The sequence below is a fragment of the Paracoccus sp. R86501 genome (assembly GCF_042466435.1).
In the GTDB taxonomy this organism is placed as follows: Bacteria; Pseudomonadota; Alphaproteobacteria; order Rhodobacterales; family Rhodobacteraceae; genus Paracoccus.
This window is the reverse complement of record NZ_JAXHPZ010000005.1, coordinates 203,220-221,011: the sequence shown is the minus strand read 5'-3', so window position 1 is coordinate 221,011 and position 17,792 is coordinate 203,220. Positions and strand designations below refer to the sequence as shown.

Genomic DNA, 17,792 nt, shown 5'->3' with positions numbered 1-17,792 from the left:
GGCCACGCTGGAATGGGCGATGCCGACGCCCGCCGCGCCCTATAACTTCGCCAGCCTGCCGCAGATCACCTCGCGCGAGCCTTTGTGGGACACGCCCGATCTGCCCGTCCAACTGGCGCGGGGCGAGGGGTTCCTGGGCGATCCATCCCGCAACCGGCGCGAGACGCTGACCGTCGAACCCGCCACCGGCACGCCGGAATATATTGTCGTCTTTCCCGGCAACACCGCCCTGCCGATGCTGATGTCGGCCGTGACGGGGCTGTTCTTTCTGGGGATGCTGATCAAGGCTTATTGGCTGGTGCCCGTCGCGGCCCTGGGCGTTCTGGCCTGCGCGCTGGTCTGGGCATGGGGGCTGCAACGGCCCACACCCGAAGGCCCGCTGCCTGTCGGGCGCGGGTTGTCGCTGCCCCTTGCGTCCGAGGTCCCCCATCCCCCCGGCTGGTGGGGGTCGCTGTTCCTGCTGCTGGCGAACGGCACATTCTTCGGATCGCTGCTGTTCGGATATGCCTTCCTCTGGACCATCGCGCCGAACTGGCCCCCGCAGGCATGGGCGCAGCCGGGCCTGCTGCCCGTGGCACTGCTGATCGGCGGGGCGAGCATCAGCATTGTCGCCGCACGCGTCAGGTCGCTGTGGCCGCTGACCTGCGCCGGGGCGTTGGCCATGACGATGGCGGCGGTGATGGTTCTGCGCGCAGTGCCCGACCCCGGTCAGCACGCCTATGCTGCGACGGTCTGGGTGCTGGCGGGCTATGCCATCCTGCACCAGATGCTGGCGTTGATCATGGCGGGCTTCTTCGGCGCGACCCGGATCGCGGGCCATGCGCCCCGGACCACGGGTGGGCTGCATAACACCGCGCGGCTGTGGTCGGATTACGCCGTAGCGGTTTCAGTCTTGGGCATCGGGGCGGCGCTGCTGCCGGGGTTGGGCTGATGGGGACCGTCATCCGCCTTGCCCTGCCGTTGACGGTCTGGCTGGCGGCTTTCAGCGCGGTCTATGGGCTGAACGGCTGGCTGTGCACGACGGGTCTGGGGGATGCGACGGCCCGCGCCGTGCTGGCCGCCGCCGTTCTGCTGGCGGTCGCGGTGCAGGCGGGTCTGATCCTCTGGCTGCGGCGGTCGGATTGGCGCGCCGCCGGACCGGTGCTTCGCGGCGTGGCGATGACGCTGGCGGCGGTGGCGCTGATCGGCACGGTCTGGACGCTGGTTCCGGGGTTGATGCTCAGCCACTGCATCTGAACGGCGGGGCGGCGTGTGATATTCGTTTGTCGCGCCGCGATTGTCTCGGCTTCACCGCCAAGCGGCCGGATATGGGAATGCATGTTGTTTTCACGGGCCATTCCCTGCAGAACTGAAACGCGTGACTTCAACGAATAAGTTAGGAACCAAGCAGATGGACCAAGGCGCAGGGCGACAGGCGATCATCCAGAACCATGCCGCCTTTCTGCAAGGGACGCATGATTTTCAGGCCGACATCAACAAGCTTGCCGACAGCAGCCTGATCGGCACGATCCTTGAAACCGTGATGCTGGCCACGAACATGCGCTTTGCCGCCGTCGCGCGGGTGACGAACGACCGCTGGATCGCCTGCCGCACCGTTGACGAGGTCAACTTCGGCCTGAATGCGGGCGACGAGATCGAGATCGACTCGACCTTCTGCCAGTCGGTGCGCCGGACCTCGACCAAGGTGGTGTTCAACGATGCCGCCACCGACGAGGTTTATGGCGGGCACCCCATCGCGGCCAAATTCGGCATCGCCAGCTATGCCTCGATCCCGATCCACCGCAGCGACGGCACCTTCTTCGGCACGCTTTGCGCCATCGACACCGAACCGCGCGACATCAAGCAGCCGCGTGCGCAGGCGATGCTGGAAATGTTCGCCGAGGTCATCGGCCAGAGCCTCGAGACCGAGGAACGTCTGGAAGCGCAGGAACTGATGATCGCCCATGAACGCGAACTGTCGCGCATCCAGGAGGAATTCGTCGCCGTGCTGGGCCATGATCTGCGCAACCCGGTGGCGGCGCTGGACGCGGGCTTCCGCCAGCTGGACAAGGAACCGATGACCGAAAAGGCGCAGATCCTGCTGCCCCTGATGCGATCCTCGCTGCGCCGCATGAACGATCTGATCGAGAACATCATGCTGCACGCCAAGGCCCGCTTGGGCGGCGGCATCCGTATTTCGGCGACCGCCGATGCGCCCATCGGCGGGGCCGTGACCCAGGTGGTCGAGGAAATCCGCGCGGCTTCGCCCGATCATCCGATCACGCTGGACGTGGCGATCGACCGCCCCGTCAGCTGCGATGCGCCGCGGGTCGCGCAGGCGGTATCGAACCTTCTGTCGAACGCCGTGCGTTACGGAACGCCGGGCGCGCGCATCCATGTGCATGCCGGGCTGGACGAACGCGGGCTGGTCATCAGCGTGGCCAATCAGGGGCCGCCCGTCCCCGACGATCTGCAGCACCGGCTGTTCCAGCCTTTCCGTCGCGGCAATCATGCCGTGGGCGAGGGGTTGGGGCTGGGTCTCTATATCGCCTCATCCATCGCCACCGCGCATAACGGTTCGGTCGAGGTCATCTGCGAGGGCGGCACCACGACGTTCTCCTTCCGGCTGCCGATGCTGCCGTTGCTTGCGTCGGACAACGCCTGATCAGACCGAACTCAGCAGGATCGACGTCTCGCTGTTGGTGATGCCGGGAATGCCGCGGACCTCGCGTAGGACGCGGTCGAAATCGGCCAGGCTCTCGGCGCTGAGCTGTGCGACCAGATCCCAGTTGCCATTGGTCGAATGCAGCTGATGCAGCGCGGTGATGCCCCGCAGGCTGCGAATGACCTGCGTGGTCGATTGCCCCGACACCTCGATCATCATGACGGCGCGGACACCCTGCGGGCCACTGTCCTCGCGCGCGCGGATGGTGAACCCCAGCACCGCGCCGGATTGCACCAGCCGGTCCATCCGGCTTTGCACCGTCGCGCGTGACACCTTCAGCAACGTGGCCAGCTTGGAGACCGGCGCCCGCGCGTCTTCGCGCAGCAGGCCGATCAGTCGGCGATCAAGGTCGTCATAGGGGTGCATGGCAGTTCTTATATCCTGTCTTGGCAATATGCACAGAATGAGTGTCCAGATTGGACAGCATGATTATACAATCCTTCAGGCGGCATGGCTATCTTCGATGCATGAACATCCTTCGAAAGCCCATGCCCCATATGTCGCGTTCCTCGCTTCAGGCCCCTGCGTCGGTCGTCATGATCCGCCCGCACGGCTTCACCCCCAACGCCGAAACGCGGCGGGACAACCATTTCCAGACGACCGCCCCGATGAATGCCGCGACCGTCGCAAAAGCCGCCCATGACGAGGTGACGCGCGTCGCGGATGCCCTGCAGGCGGCGGGCGTGCAGGTGCATCTGTTCGAGGACGAGGGTGCCGAAACGCCGGATTCGGTCTTTCCCAACAACTGGTTCTCGACCCATTCGGGGGGGCATGTGGCGGTCTATCCGATGTATTCGGCCAACCGCCGGGCGGAACGCCGTCCCGATGTGCTGGAGATGCTCAAGCAACGATACCGGGTGCAGGATATCATCGATTACTCGGGGCTGGAACAGGATGGTCTGTTCCTTGAGGGCACCGGCGCGATGGTGATCGACCACCTCGAACGTGTCGCCTATGCCGCCCGGTCCAAACGCACCAGCGAGATCCTGCTGGAACGGTTCTGCACGCATTTCAGTTATGAGCCGGTGGTCTTCGACGCGGTCGATGCAACCGGCCAGCCGATCTATCACACCAATGTCGTGATGTGCATCGGCACCGGTTTCGCGATGATCGGTCTGGACTGCATTCCCGATACGGCACGCCGCCACGAAGTGGCCGAACGCCTGCGCCGGGGCGAACGCGACATCATCCCGCTTGGCCACGCCCAGATTGCCAAATTCGCCGGAAATGCCATCGAACTGCAGGGCCGCGACGGTCTGGTGCTGGCACTGTCGTCGCGCGCGCTGCGGTCGCTGAACGGGGGCCAGCGCACGACGCTAGAACGTCATGCGACCCTGTTGCCGCTGGATATTCCCACCATCGAACACGCGGGCGGTTCCGTCCGCTGCATGATCGCGGGGCTGCACCTGAGCGCCCGCCCCCTGAACAGCTAAAGAGAGCATCCCATGTCCCCGCTTCCCTCCAGACTTGCCTATGTCCCCTTCGTCTCGGTCGCCGACATGATGGGGCTGGTCCATCATATCGGCGTCGAAAAGATGCTGACCGACCTTGCCGCCGAGATCGAGGCCGACTTCCTGCGTTGGCCAGCGTTCGACAAGACGCCGCGCGTCGCCTCGCATTCCGCGATCGGCGTGATCGAGCTGATGCCGACATCGGACGGTGAAACCTATGGGTTCAAATACGTCAACGGCCACCCCAAGAACACCGCCGAGGGCCTGCAGACCGTCACCGCCTTCGGGGTTCTGGCCGATGTGGTGACGGGCTATCCCAAGCTGCTGAGCGAGATGACGATCCTGACCGCGCTGCGGACGGCGGCCACCAGCGCCATGGCGGCCAAGCACCTGGCCCCCGAAAGTGCGCGGACCATGGCGATGATCGGCAATGGCGCGCAGTCCGAATTCCAGTGCCTGGCCTTCAAGGCGGTCTGCGGGATCGACACCGTGCGGCTGTACGACATCGATCCGACCGCGACGGCGCGCTGTGCCCGAAACCTGGCGGACAGCGGTCTGACGGTGGTGCAATGCCGGTCCGGGCAGGAGGCCATCGAGGGCGCCCAGATCATCACCACCTGCACCGCCGACAAGCAGTATGCGACGATCCTGACCGACAACATGGTCGGCGCCGGCGTGCACATCAACGCCATCGGCGGCGATTGCCCCGGCAAGACCGAGCTGCATCGGGACATCCTGCATCGCGCCTCGATCTTTGTCGAATATCCGCCGCAGACCCGGATCGAGGGCGAGATCCAGCAGCTGGACCCCGACCACGCCGTGACCGAGCTGTGGCAGGTCATTGCCGGACAGGCGCCCGGCCGCAGCGACGCGCGGCAGATCACCCTGTTCGATAGCGTGGGCTTTGCCATCGAGGATTTCAGCGCCCTGCGCTTCATCGCCAAGGCCATCGTGGGGACGCCGTTCTTCGCGCCGCTGGACATGATCGCGGACCCCGACGACCCGCGTGATCTGTTCGGCATGCTACAGCGGGCTAAACCCGACACCATGGGCAATTAGACCCGCCCGCAGCGATATCACCGATACGGGCCGCGGGATAAGGGCGGCCATGTCATCATCCCGCCGTACTCGATGCCTTGGAAGTGGATCGTCTGAGGCGTGGTGCGTTCGGTCTCTTGACCATTGTGGATATTTGCAGGTCGGCAAAGAGCAAAGCGGGCCTGCGAACCACCCCCCGGCCAATGCAAGCGATCCGCTGTGACGCGCCCCCGAGTGATGGTGCGGGACCTTGGCTGGGAAGGCTATGGGCGATGTACTGCGCGGCTACTTCGCAGCGTGGTCCAGAATGACCATCGTCACCAGTGCCATGGGCATATCAGGCAAGGCCGATTGCGCTGCAGCATTGACAGCATATTGGCCAGCCAAGACCCTTTGTAATCTCTGGAAGCGTTGAAGCGAAAACGGGTCTTCGCCCGGATCATGGTCGGTTAGGCCCCTGAAGGTGCCGACCAAGAGACGATTATGATCGATGCCATGGTATCTGAACGCGCGAAAACGGCTTGCAGCCTGCTTGCAAAAATGGGGAATTACCGATTGCTCAGGCGATACTCGCAGGCCGACCGGCGCTATAATCCGCAGTTGTACCGCGTATGGATCGTGATCTGCGTGGGTGCCGGGTCCGATGTCCCCGAGCCGGTTGCATGGGAACGGATCCACTCAGCGGCCTGGCCGACCTCGCTGATGAAATCATGCGAGATGACATAGTCCAGCGTGCCGGTTTCCAGCAATGCCCGGCTATAGGGGGTCAGCTCGTGGCCGATGAAGACGGTATCCTCGGCCCTGCCGACCGCTTCTAGGGCTTCGGCAACGCCACGGTTTGCACCTGCAAGGTTATATATCGCCGCCGGACAACCGTGGGTCTTGATATGCGCGGCAAGCTGGGCACGAGTTGTTTCGGTACTGTCGTCCGACGTCATCTTCTCCTCGATCCTCAGATGGGGGAAGTCGCTTCGCAGGACCCGTCGAAAGCCCATTTCCCGTTCCTGCTGGGTCCGGAACGCGACGCTGAACATCAGCAATATGCTGCTGCGCTGCTTTGGAAGGATCTTGCCGATCAACTGGGCGGCAACACTGCCCGCGGCATATTGGTCGTTTCCCACATAGGCGGAACGTCGTGACGACGGCAGGTCACTGGTCAGCGTGACAACCGGCCTGCCCGCACCCACGACCTTGCGGATCGCGCGATTGATTGCCGGGTGTTCACGGGCGACGACGATCACCCCGTCGAACTCTGCCGCATCCTCGATATGGCGGGCAAAATGAACCGGGTCGGATTCATTCGTGGACACGTATTGGCCTTCGATCTGGATGCCCGCCATGCTGCGGTTCACCCGATCGACCGCCGTCTCGACCATCAAGTTGAAGCTGGTTCCGGATTCGCAAAGCAGCTTCACCCGAAGCGAACCCGCGGTGTCATCCTGTTCGCGTGTCAGCTTTTCAAGGGCCGCGCGAACACGGGTCCGGGTCTTTTCCTTCACGCCGGGACGGTTGTTCAAAACGCGGTTGACCGATGCCGTGCCAACACCTGCCAGCTTGGCGATTTCCTGAACCGTCGGTCCTTTCCACCGGCCCGTCGGGGGACTTGAGGGCATCTTATTCTCCTTATTATGATCTGTTTTGCATCAGAAATTACGGGACGAAAGAAATCACGCGGATTTCGCAGTATTTGGAACGGCTGCGGCCATATAATGATGTTAAATACATCAAAATAATACGACAAGCTGGCTTCCAAGATTGGAAGACCAGCGCATATTAGATGCAATACCAGAGGATAGGAACCGATCACCGGAGGACCGCGACAGCGGGGTGGGTCGGGTCCGAAATCAAGCAGATACAAAGTTTTCAGATAGCATGCCGGGGCTTTCCGCGTGCCTGAAACATGGCGCCGTCCGCGATGCGGGCAGGGAATTCCCGGTCACGGGGACGGCGGATTGGCAGAGGAGGAACATGTCATGAAATTTACCCCCACCATTGCGGCCGGTGCCGTTGTTGCCTGCATGTCCACGGGCGCTATGGCGCAGGACATTGCCGTCATCGTCGGATCGGCGCAGGACGGCTTCTGGAACATGGTCAAGAAAGGCGTCGAAGATGCGGCCCTTGTCGTCGAGGCCAATGGCGGATCGGTGAATTTCCTGCAAACGCCGAATTATGACAATTTTGGCCCCGATCTGGTGTCGCTGATCGAGCAGGCCGTGGCCCAGGGTGCCGACGGGATCGCCATTCCGAACTGGTTGCCCGAATCCGAAACCCCCGCACTGAAGGCCGCGGCCGACAAGGGCATCACGATCATGTCTTTCAACGCGGGCCAAGAGGAGATCGGCGAGTATGACGCCTTGAACTATTTCGGGTCCGACGAATATCTGGCCGGTGTCGCGGGCGGCAAATACCTTGCCGAGAACGGCGCAGCCAAGATCATGTGCCACATCCATAATCCGGGCGCGGTGAACCTTGAAACCCGTTGCAAGGGCGTTCAGGACGGCGCCACCGAAGCCGGGGTCGAGACCTATATCCTGCGCGTTCCGGCCAACATGGATCAGGACATGGTCGGCACCTCCGAGGCGATCAAGGCCGAACTGATCGCGGACGGCGACATCGACGCGGTGATCAATCTGGCATCCTGGGCGGCCGATGCCTCGGCGTCCTCCATCGAGCAGTTGGGCAAGGCCGAAGAGGTTCAGCTGGGCACATTCGACATGTCGGCATCGGTTCTGGAACGTATCGAGGCCGGAACACAGGTGATGGCGATCGACCAGCAGCCCTATCTGCAAGGCTTCCTGTCCACCTCGATGCTGTTCTCGCATATCAAGTTCGGCACCGAACTGGCGACAAAGCCCGTGCTGACCGGCCCGGCCATCGTCGATGCATCGAATGTCTCCACCGCGATTGAGGGCGTGAAGCTCGGCGCGCGCTGATCCTTTCCAGCAAAACAGGACCTGCCTTTTCCGGGCGGGTCCCTTTCATCGCCCCGCATGACGTGGAGCGCATGCGATACCATTCTGGAGACACCCCATGACCGACACGACTTCCACAAGTGGTCCGGCGGAAAGCCCGGGCGCCGAGAAACCCTTGCCCAGCTTATCCTTTGGCGAACTCATGCGCAGCCCGGCCGCCGGCGCCTTCATGGGCTTCGCCATGGTATTCACCGTCTTCGCCATCTTCGGGTTCCAGCGCAATTTCCTGTCGGTGGGCGGGGTTTCGACCTGGGTGAACTTTGCCTCGACCGTCGGCATGATCGCGATCCCGGTCGGCTTCCTGATGATCGCCGGAGAGCTTGATATCTCGACCGGTGCGGTGCTGCCGGCTTCGGCCATGACGGTTGCGGTTATCTCGGGCTATTACGAAATGCCGATCATGCTGGGGATCTGCGCGGCCCTTTCGATGGGTGCGTCCATAGGCTTCATCAACGGCATGATCGTGACCCGCACGCAGGTTCCGTCCTTCATCGTCACGCTGGCCACGCTGTTCGCTGTGGCGGGTCTGACGTTGTCGCTGTCGATCGTCTTCATCAACACCACCCAAACTTCGCTGAACGCCCCGGATTGGGCAAAGACGCTGTTCGGCGGGCGGCTGCTTGGTGGCTTCCGGTCATCGGTCTTCTGGTGGATCGCGATGATCATCGGCTTCATCTTCTTCCTTCACAAAAGCCCTTGGGGAAACTGGGTCTTTGCGCTTGGCGGCGATCAGGAAAGCGCGCGCAACGCCGGCATCCCCGTGCAGCGTCTGAAGATCGGGCTGTTCATGCTCAGCTCTACATCGACCGCATTCGCGGGCGTGCTGCAGACGATCCAGTTCAACGCGGCGACATCGCAGGCTAATTTCGGGATGATCTTCAACACGATCATCGCATGCGTCGTCGGCGGGCTGCTGCTGACCGGAGGCTTCGGCACGGTGATGGGCATCGTCTTCGGCACGCTGACCTTGGGCGTGGTGCAGCAAGGGATCGGTTATACGGAAATCGACCGGAACCTGTCCTTCCTGATCATCGGCGTGATGCTTCTGATCGCGGTTCTGATGAACGACACCTTCCGCAAACTGGCCACCAGCTGGTCGACGAAGAAGAAGTAAGGAGACGGCCGATGTCCAGTGGAACCCCTGTTATCGAACTTCGCAATATCGACAAGTCTTTCGGGCCCATCGACGTGTTGCATGAAATCAGCCTGAAGGTGGGCGAGGGTGAGGTGCTCTGCCTGCTTGGCGACAACGGCGCGGGAAAATCGACGCTGATCAAGACGCTTGCCGGAGTGTATCAGCCGACGCGCGGCGAGATCCTGATGGATGGTCAGGCAACCAGGTTCAGCGGACCGCGCGATGCACAGGCCCGCGGCATTGCCACCGTGCACCAGTTCGGCGGGACCTATCCGCTGATGTCGATCGGGCGCAACTTCTTCATGGGGATGGAGCCGACGCGCGGCTTCGGTCCCTTCAGGGTCTTCGACCGCGAGAAGGCGAACCGGATCGCGGTCGAGGAAGTCCAGAAGATGGGCATCACCCGCATCACCGATGGCGACCGCCTTGTCGGCGGCTTGTCGGGGGGTGAACGGCAATCGCTGGCGATCGCGCGGGCCGTCTATTTCGGTGCCCGCGTCCTGATCCTTGACGAACCGACCGCGGCCCTTGGGGTAAAGCAGGCGGCTCATGTCCTGCGTATCGTCAATGAGGCCAAGCGCCGGGGCCTTGCCGTCATCTTCATCACCCATCAGGTCATGCATGCGATGGCGGTGGGCGACCATTTCGCGGTTCTGATCCGCGGAGCGATCGCGGCCGATTTCCGCAAGGGAGAGAGAACCCGAGAGGAGATCGCCGATCTGATGGCGGGCGGTGAAAGCATGGCCGATCTGGAAGCCAGCATCGAGGGCCCGGCGGATGCCGCCGAAGGTCGAACGGCCGTGGCGCCGCTCTGACAAGACAGGGGCAGACAGGATCTGCCCGATCCCAACGACCCCAGAATTCGACGGGCGGATCTGTTCCGACCCGACGGGAGGAGACTTGCAATGACAATCAGGCTTGCCGTCATCGGCGCGGGACTGATGGGCGCGGATCACGCAAAGATCGTCGCAGAGGATATGACCGGCGCGCAGCTTCAGGTGATCTGCGACATGGACGCAAACCGCGCCAGGGCACTTGCCGATGGTTGCGGGGCGCAGGACGTGTCCGGCGACCCGCAGGCCGTGATCGCGCGCGACGACGTGGATGCGGTCATCATCGCCTCGCCCGATTTCACCCATGCACCGCTGTCGACTGCCTGCATCGCGGCAGGCAAGCCGGTGCTGTGCGAAAAACCGCTGTCGCAGAAAGCCGGTGAATGTCTTCAGGTGATGCAGGCCGAACAGAATGCCGGCACGCGCCGCGTCATGCTGGGCTTCATGCGCCGCTATGATCAGGCCTATGTCGAGATGAAACAGGCGCTGGATCAAGGCCAGCTGGGCCATGCGTTGATGATGCACAACTTTCACCGCAACGTCGAAACTCCGGCTTCCAATTTCACCGGCGCCATGGCGATCACCAATTCCGCGCCGCATGATTTCGACGTCGTCCGCCATGTCCTTGGCTGCGAATTCACCAGCGTCACCGCGACCCAACCCATACGGTCGGACGGGCGCGTGGCGCCGGTCGTGATGGTGCTGGAAACCGACGGCGGTCAGGTCGTCACCATCGAGGTGAACAACAATGCCGACTACGGCTATGACGTGCGCGCCGAACTTGTGGGTGAACGCGGCAGTGTCGCGATGAACAATGTGGCCTACAGCCGGACCGACATGAGGCTGGCCGCATCCACCCGATATGACGCAGATTGGCGCGGTCGCTACCACGAGGCCTATGTCCGTCAGAACCGCGATTTCCTGCGCTTCGTGAACACCGGGGTCTTCCCGGCCATCGCTTCGGACTGCTGGGATGGCTACTGCGCGGCAATTGTCGCGGAAGCGGGCGCCCTGGCGCTAGACAGCGGGCAGAAGACGCCCGTCCGGATGATCGACAGGCCGGATTTCTATTCGATCCAGAAAGGCAGTGCGGCATGAAACTGGGTTTCGTATCCGACAGCCTCGGCGGCATAAGCCTGACCGAGATGCTGGACCACGCGGCACGTATGGAAGTGTCGGGGGTCGAGGTGAACACCTGCGGCTGGTCCACCGCCCCGCATTTCGACCTGCGCGGCATGCTGGAAGACCGCCGGAAACGGGACGACTTCCACCGCGCGTTTCAGGATCGCGGGCTTGAAATCATTAGCCTGAATGCCAATGGCAATCCCCTGCATCCGACCGATGCGACGCAGGGCCAGGACCTGCGCGACACCATCCGCGTAGCGGGCGCCATGGGCGTCACCACCGTCTGCACGATGTCGGGCCTGCCGGCCGGAAGCCCCCGGGACACCATGCCCAATTGGGTGGTGTCATCCTGGCCCCCGGAAACACAAGAGATCCTTCGATACCAGTGGGAGGAGAAGCTGATCCCCTTCTGGTCCGAGATCGCCGGGCTTGCCCGCGAAAACGGCGTGACGCGCATCGCACTGGAACTGCACGGAAACCAATGCGTCTACAATGTCGCATCCCTCAAGCGGCTGAACGAAGCCGTAGGCCCCGTCATCGGCGCGAACCTTGATCCGTCGCATCTGTTCTGGATGGGGGCAGATCCGCTGGTCGCCGCCGATGCATTGGGTGATCTGATCTACCATGTGCATGCCAAGGACACGATGCTGAACGCCCCCGTTCAGGCCGTAAACTCATTGCTGGAAAACGGTCCGCTGATGGATATTTCCGCACGTGCCTGGTCCTACATCACGCTTGGTTTCGGCCATGGCGAGGAATGGTGGCGTCAGTTCTGCTATCGCCTGAAGATGGCGGGCTATGACGGCTGGCTTTCGATAGAACATGAAGATGTGCTGCTTAATTCATTGGAAGGGCTGGAAAAATCCGTGGCTCTTTTGAAGAACGTAATGCCGCGCGACCCCGCAGATTTTAAACCGCAGGATATCTGATATGGCATTCCAACTTGCTGCATGCGCCGAGATGCTATGGCCCGAAAAGCCGATCCACTGGCGCGCCGCCCGCCTGCACGAAATGGGGTTCGGGGTCGGCCTTTGGAACTGGCCCGCGTGGGACCTGAACGAACTTGAACGGACCGGCGCGACCTTCACGATCATGAACGGCTATCTGGAAGGCCGTCTGACCGATCACGATGGCGCGGAAATGCTGCTGCGTTCGGCACGCGAAACCGCGCAGGTGGGCAAACGTCTGGGCGTCCAGCGGCTGAACCTGCACGGAAGCGGTCTTGGCGACGGCGGCATCCCGATCCCCCTCCACGGCGCGTTCTCGCCCGGTATGGAACAGCGGGCGCGCGATACGTTGAACCGGCTGTGCGACATGGCCGAGGAGATGGACGTCGTCTTCACGCTGGAAAACCTGAACCCGCTGGATCACCCCGGCTGCCCCTTCGGCGCGACATCCCAGGTTCTGGCCCTCGTCTCGGCGGTGAACCGTCCGCAGCTGCGGATCAATCTGGACCTCTATCACACCCAGATCGGAGAAGGTGACCTGATCCGCTGGACCCGGGCATGCCTGCCGTGGATCGGAGAGGTTCAGGTCGCCGACAACCCCGGTCGCTGCGAACCCGGCACCGGAGAGATCAATTACCGGGGCATCGCGCATGCCCTGCATGACATGGGCTATGACGGCCCGGTCGGGATGGAAGCCTTTGCGAAGGACGATGCGGAAGCGGCCCTTGATGCCTTCCGGACCGCCTTCACCCTTTGACACTGATAGAAAGTTGCAGACCATGATCAAAGTCGGACTCCTCGGCGCGGGCCGCATCGCCGGCGTTCACGCCACCGCCATCACCTCGAACCCCGCAAGCTGCCTAGCAGCGGTGTCGGATTTCATTCCCGAACAGGCCGCGAAACTGGCAGAGCAATACGGCTCGGTCGTGCGCACGACGGAAGACATCATCGCCGATGACAGCATCGACGCGGTGCTGATCGCCACGTCAACCGATACGCATTCCGACCTGATCGAGGCTGCGACCGCGGCCGGCAAGGCGGTGCTGTGCGAAAAGCCGGTCGATCTCAGTCTTGAACGCGCACGGGCCTGTCAGGCGAATGCCGCCATATCCGGCAAGCCGGTGATGATCGGCTTCAACCGCCGCTTCGATCCGAATTTCGCAGCACTGAAGCGTGCGCTTGATGCGGGCGAGGTCGGCAAGGCCGAGATGCTGGCCATCACATCCTATGATCCGGCACCGCCGCCGATCGCCTATATCAAGGTTTCGGGCGGGATTTTCCGCGACATGATGATCCATGATTTCGACATGGCGAATTTCATCATGGGCGATGCGCCGGTCCATGTCTCGGCGGTGGGGTCCTGCCTTGTCAACCCGGCCATCGGCGATGCGGGCGATTACGACACCGCCGCCGTCACGCTGACCTATGCGGACGGGCGGATCGCAACCATCCGCAACACCCGCCGCGCAGGCTATGGCGATCAGCGGGTCGAGCTGCAGGGTTCCGAGGGGATGCTGCAGGTCGGCAACCTCACCGAAAACCTGCTGGTCAAATCGACGACGCAGGGCGTCAGCAGCGCCAAGCCCGTCCTGTTCTTTCTGGAACGCTATATGCCGGCCTATGCTGCCGAATGGAACGCCTTCGTCAGCGCCATTCAGGCCGGAGGAGAGATGCCCGTGACGCTGGCCGACGGCGTGGCAGCCCTGGCGATGGCCGAGGCCGCAACCCGTTCCGCGAAACTGGGCCTGCCGGTGAGCTTGGCCGATGTCTGATCTGGATCTGATCACTATCGGCCGGTCATCGGTTGACCTCTATGGTGCGCAGATCGGCGGGCAGTTGGAGGATATGGGCAGCTTCGACAAATATATCGGCGGCTCGCCCACCAACATCGCCTGTGGCACCACGCGGTTGGGGCTGAAATCTGCGGTCATCACCGGCGTCGGCGACGAACATATGGGCCGGTTCATCATCCGGCAGCTGGCCCGCGAAGGCGTCGATACGCAGGGCGTCAAAGTCGATCCCGACCGTCTGACCGCGCTGGTACTGCTGGGCATCCGCGACCGCGAACAGTTCCCGCTGATCTTCTATCGCGAGAACTGCGCCGATATGGGCCTGACCGAGGCCGATATCAGCCCCGATTTCATCCGTCGCGCCCGGGCGGTGGTGGCCACGGGCACGCATCTGTCGAACCCCAAGGTCGAGGCGGCGACGCTGAAGGCGCTGACCATCGCACGCGAGACGGGGATCCGCACGGCGCTTGATATCGACTATCGCCCGAACCTGTGGGGCGTCGCAGGACATGGAGAGGGCGAAAGCCGTTTCGTCGAAAGTCGCGCGGTCACCGACCAGCTGCAACAAAGCCTGCCCCTGTTCGACCTGATCGTCGGCACCGAGGAAGAGTTCCACATCGCCGGGGGCAGCACCGATACCATTGCGGCATTGCGCGCGGTGCGGGCGATCTCGGGGGCGACGCTTGTCTGCAAGCGCGGCGCGGCGGGGGCGGTGGCCTTCACCGGCGACATCCCCCCTGATCTGGATCAGGGCGAGACTGGCCCCGGCTTCCCGATCGAGGTCTTCAATGTGCTGGGGGCAGGGGACGGCTTCATGTCCGGCCTGCTGAAAGGCTGGCTGGACGGAACTGATTGGTCCACGGCCTTGAAATACGCCAATGCCTGCGGCGCTTTCGCCGTATCGCGGCACGGTTGCACCCCCGCCTATCCGTCGTGGGATGAACTGCAGTTCTTCTTCAAGCGCGGCATCGTCCGGCGCGATCTGCGCAACGACGCCGAACTGGAACAGGTGCATTGGGCGACGAACCGGCATGGCGACTGGTCGCAGGTCAGGACCTTCGCCTTCGATCATCGTCTGCAGTTGGAGGAAATGGACGGCTATACCCCGCAGAAGGGGTCCGCCTTCAAGGAACTCTGTCTGGATGCCGCCCTTAGGGTGCAGGCCGGTCGGCGGGGATATGGCATCCTGTGCGATAACCGCATCGGTCGCACGGCCCTGCACCGGGCATCGGCAAGCGGGTTGTGGATCGGACGCCCGGTCGAACTGCCCGGTTCGCGCCCCATCGAATTCGAACCCGAGCTGGGCGAGGATCTGGGCCAGCTTCGGGAATGGGCGCGCGAGAACGTGGTGAAGCTGCTGGTCTTCGCACATCCCGACGACGACACGGCAACCATGGACAAGCATATCCGCCGGGTCGCGCGGATGTTCACTGCGGCACGCCGCAACGGACTGGAGTTCCTGCTGGAGATCATCCCCTCGAAGGTAGGCCCGGTCGATGACGACACGAATGCGCGGTTGATCCAGCGGTTCTACGATGCGGGCATCTTCCCCAACTGGTGGAAGCTGGAACCCTTCCGGACAGATGCCGCATGGGCGAATGCCGTGGCCGCGATCGAGCGCAACGATCCCCGGACCCGCGGTATCGTGGTGCTGGGCCTTGATGCCCCCGAGGCCGATCTGGCGGCCAGTTTCGAACTGGCGGCGCGGCAGCCCCTGGTCAAGGGCTTTGCGGTCGGTCGCACGATCTTTGGAGATGCGGCACGCGCTTGGATGAAGCAAGAGATGACGGCCCCCGAGGCGACGGACCTGATGGCCGAACGCTATTCGCGGCTATGCGATATCTGGGATGCGGCTCGCGCGAAGGCCGCACCGAATGCGGCAGCAAAGGTGCAATGATGACACAAACGATCCGACTGACCGCCGCGCAGGCCATGGTCAAATGGCTCTCGGTGCAGATAACCGAAGATGGCGACCGCTTCATCGAAGGCATCTGGGGTATCTTCGGTCATGGGAATGTGGCCGGCCTGGGCGAGGCGCTGGAAAAAGCGCAGCAGGATTTTCCGACATGGCGGGGCCAGAACGAACAGACCATGGCCCATGCGGCCATCGCCTATGCCAAGGCAAAGAAGCGCACCCGGGCGATGGCGGTCACATCCTCTATCGGGCCGGGGGCCACGAACCTTGTGACGGCGGCGGCGCTTGCGCATGTGAACCGCCTGCCGATCCTCCTGATCCCCGGCGATGTTTTCGCCAATCGCCGCCCCGATCCCGTGCTGCAGCAGATCGAGGATTTCGAGGATGGCACCATATCCGCAAACGACTGCCTGCGCCCCGTGTCACGCTATTTCGACCGCATCAGCCGCCCCGAGCATCTGCTGACGGCGCTGCCACGGGCGTTGGCGGTGATGACCGATCCTGCCGGCTGTGGACCGGTCACGCTGGCCTTCTGTCAGGATACGCAGGCCGAGGCATATGACTATCCCGTCGCATTCTTCGAACCCCGCGTCTGGCGCATCCGCCGCCCCCGGCCCGATCCGCATGAGATCGAGAACCTTGTGGCACTGATCAGGGGCAGCAAAAAGCCGGTCATCGTCGCGGGCGGCGGCGTGATCTATTCCCGGGCCGAAGAGACGCTTGCCGCATTCGCGCAAACGCATGGTATTCCCGTGGTCGAAACGCAGGCGGGCAAATCGGCGCTGGCGCAAAGCCATGCGATGAATTTCGGTGCAAGCGGGGTCAACGGGTCCGCCGCCGCCAATGCCCTTTCCGCCGAGGCGGATCTGGTCATCGGCCTCGGCACGCGTTTTCAGGACTTCACGACGGGATCCTGGACTTTATTCCGGAACCCGGAACGGCGCCTGATCTCGATCAACGTCTCGGCCTATGATGCGATGAAGCACGGTGCCGTTCCGGTCATGGGTGACGCGAAGGTCGCGCTGGAAGCCGTCGCTGCAGCCTTGGGCAGCCACAGGTCGCACTGGTTTGACCCCGGTCTGCGCACGGCTTGGCTGGATGCCGTTACCGACCATTGCCGCGGCCGCCAGCGTCCGGCCGGTCAACTGCCAAGCGATGCCGAGGTTATCGGCGCCGTCCAGCGCGCCAGCAGCGATGACGCCGTCGCCATGTGCGCTGCCGGCACGATGCCCGGCGCAATGAAGCTGCTGTGGAAGGCCGGGCAGGGCGGCTATCACATGGAATACGGCTTTTCCTGCATGGGATACGAGATTGCCGGCGCCATGGGACTGAAACTGGCCGTGCCCGAACGCGAGGTGATCTGCTTTGTCGGCGACGGATCCTATATGATGGCCAATTCCGAACTGGCCACGGCGGTCATGCGCAAGGTGCCCTTCACCGTCGTGCTGACCGACAACCGCGGCTATGGCTGCATCAGCCGGTTGCAGCAGGGTTGCGGCGGCGCACCGTTCAACAACATGTATCACGACAGCAACGTCAAACAGCAGCCACAGATCGACTATGTCGCGCATTCCGCATCGATGGGCGCATATGCGGTGAAGGCCACCGATATCGCCGATCTGGAAGCGCAACTGGCACAGGCGCGATCACGCGACATCCCTACCGTGATCGTCATCGACACCGATGCCACCGAGGGGCCGGGTTTTGGTGATGCGGGCCATTGGTGGGATGTCGCGGTGCCCCAGACCGGCACGACGCAAAAGCTTGCCGATGCCTATGCCGCCTATCTGGACAACCAGCAACGTCAACGCCTGGTGAACTGAGCCCGGGATAATCCAATCCGGACCCGCCCCCATCGCGCGGTGAACATGGATATGATGGT

Annotated in this window: 15 protein-coding genes and 1 pseudogene; 14 read left to right on the top strand and 2 right to left on the bottom strand. The window is 63.0% G+C overall.

All coding sequences use genetic code 11. From position 1 onward, the window contains the following. The 3 genes and pseudogenes from SJY40_RS17060 to SJY40_RS17050 form a co-directional block, all read left to right on the top strand. Nucleotides 1–931, top strand: a pseudogene (locus SJY40_RS17060) (cytochrome ubiquinol oxidase subunit I); the annotation flags it as partial. After that, on the top strand, nt 931–1,236 hold the full coding sequence (locus tag SJY40_RS17055; RefSeq protein ID WP_378949604.1) for a hypothetical protein: 306 nt from the start codon (nt 931–933) through the stop codon (nt 1,234–1,236). The pseudogene SJY40_RS17060 and the gene SJY40_RS17055, both read left to right, overlap by 1 nt. A gap of 154 nt (nt 1,237–1,390) precedes the next feature. Next, nucleotides 1,391–2,644 (top strand): ATP-binding protein, encoded by a 1,254-nt coding sequence (locus tag SJY40_RS17050; protein WP_378949601.1) that lies wholly within the window; start codon nt 1,391–1,393, stop codon nt 2,642–2,644. Here SJY40_RS17050 and SJY40_RS17045 read toward each other — a convergent pair whose 3' ends face one another. Then, nucleotides 2,645–3,070, bottom strand: coding sequence for an Lrp/AsnC family transcriptional regulator (locus SJY40_RS17045; RefSeq protein ID WP_378949598.1), 426 nt, complete (start codon nt 3,068–3,070; stop codon nt 2,645–2,647). 122 nt (nt 3,071–3,192) lie between these two features. On the opposite strand from SJY40_RS17045, the gene ctlX reads away from it, so the two are divergent. Beyond that, nucleotides 3,193–4,137, top strand: a complete 945-nt coding sequence (ctlX, locus tag SJY40_RS17040; protein WP_378949595.1) for a citrulline utilization hydrolase CtlX — start codon at nt 3,193–3,195, stop codon at nt 4,135–4,137. 12 nt (nt 4,138–4,149) lie between these two features. Then, nucleotides 4,150–5,214, top strand: coding sequence for an ornithine cyclodeaminase (locus SJY40_RS17035; protein ID WP_378949592.1), 1,065 nt, complete (start codon nt 4,150–4,152; stop codon nt 5,212–5,214). Nucleotides 5,215–5,780: 566 nt separating this feature from the next. On the opposite strand, the gene SJY40_RS17030 is transcribed toward SJY40_RS17035, so the two are convergent. Further along, nucleotides 5,781–6,806 (bottom strand): LacI family DNA-binding transcriptional regulator, encoded by a 1,026-nt coding sequence (locus SJY40_RS17030; RefSeq protein ID WP_378949589.1) that lies wholly within the window; start codon nt 6,804–6,806, stop codon nt 5,781–5,783. A gap of 360 nt (nt 6,807–7,166) precedes the next feature. On the opposite strand from SJY40_RS17030, the gene SJY40_RS17025 reads away from it, so the two are divergent. From SJY40_RS17025 to iolD, 9 genes are all read left to right on the top strand, one after another. Beyond that, the gene (locus SJY40_RS17025; protein ID WP_378949587.1) at nt 7,167–8,126 is read left to right on the top strand and encodes a substrate-binding domain-containing protein; all 960 of its coding nucleotides are present in this window, start codon (nt 7,167–7,169) and stop codon (nt 8,124–8,126) included. Nucleotides 8,127–8,307: 181 nt separating this feature from the next. Further along, complete coding sequence (locus tag SJY40_RS17020) at nt 8,308–9,279, top strand: ABC transporter permease (RefSeq protein ID WP_378949584.1); 972 nt, start codon at nt 8,308–8,310, stop codon at nt 9,277–9,279. 11 nt (nt 9,280–9,290) lie between these two features. Then, on the top strand, nt 9,291–10,115 hold the full coding sequence (locus SJY40_RS17015; protein ID WP_378949581.1) for an ATP-binding cassette domain-containing protein: 825 nt from the start codon (nt 9,291–9,293) through the stop codon (nt 10,113–10,115). Between the two features lie 90 nt (nt 10,116–10,205). Continuing rightward, the gene (locus SJY40_RS17010) at nt 10,206–11,231 is read left to right on the top strand and encodes a Gfo/Idh/MocA family oxidoreductase (RefSeq protein WP_378949579.1); all 1,026 of its coding nucleotides are present in this window, start codon (nt 10,206–10,208) and stop codon (nt 11,229–11,231) included. Continuing rightward, the gene (locus SJY40_RS17005; RefSeq protein ID WP_378949576.1) at nt 11,228–12,187 is read left to right on the top strand and encodes a sugar phosphate isomerase/epimerase family protein; all 960 of its coding nucleotides are present in this window, start codon (nt 11,228–11,230) and stop codon (nt 12,185–12,187) included. The genes SJY40_RS17010 and SJY40_RS17005 overlap by 4 nt, the downstream gene beginning before the upstream one ends. A 1-nt stretch (nt 12,188) precedes the next feature. Then, nucleotides 12,189–12,962, top strand: a complete 774-nt coding sequence (locus SJY40_RS17000; protein ID WP_378949573.1) for a TIM barrel protein — start codon at nt 12,189–12,191, stop codon at nt 12,960–12,962. Between the two features lie 22 nt (nt 12,963–12,984). Continuing rightward, nucleotides 12,985–13,977 carry an inositol 2-dehydrogenase gene (gene iolG / locus SJY40_RS16995; RefSeq protein ID WP_378949570.1) on the top strand — a complete coding sequence of 331 codons (993 nt, stop codon included), beginning with the start codon at nt 12,985–12,987 and terminating at the stop codon, nt 13,975–13,977. After that, a complete protein-coding gene (gene iolC, locus SJY40_RS16990) occupies nt 13,970–15,892 on the top strand; it encodes a 5-dehydro-2-deoxygluconokinase (RefSeq protein ID WP_378949567.1) in 1,923 nt (640 codons plus the stop codon). Before iolG ends, iolC begins: the two co-directional genes overlap by 8 nt. Next, entirely contained in the window at nt 15,892–17,733 is a 1,842-nt protein-coding gene (gene iolD, locus SJY40_RS16985; RefSeq protein ID WP_378949564.1) for a 3D-(3,5/4)-trihydroxycyclohexane-1,2-dione acylhydrolase (decyclizing), read from the top strand. The genes iolC and iolD overlap by 1 nt, the downstream gene beginning before the upstream one ends. The last annotated feature ends 59 nt before the right edge of the window (nt 17,734–17,792 follow it).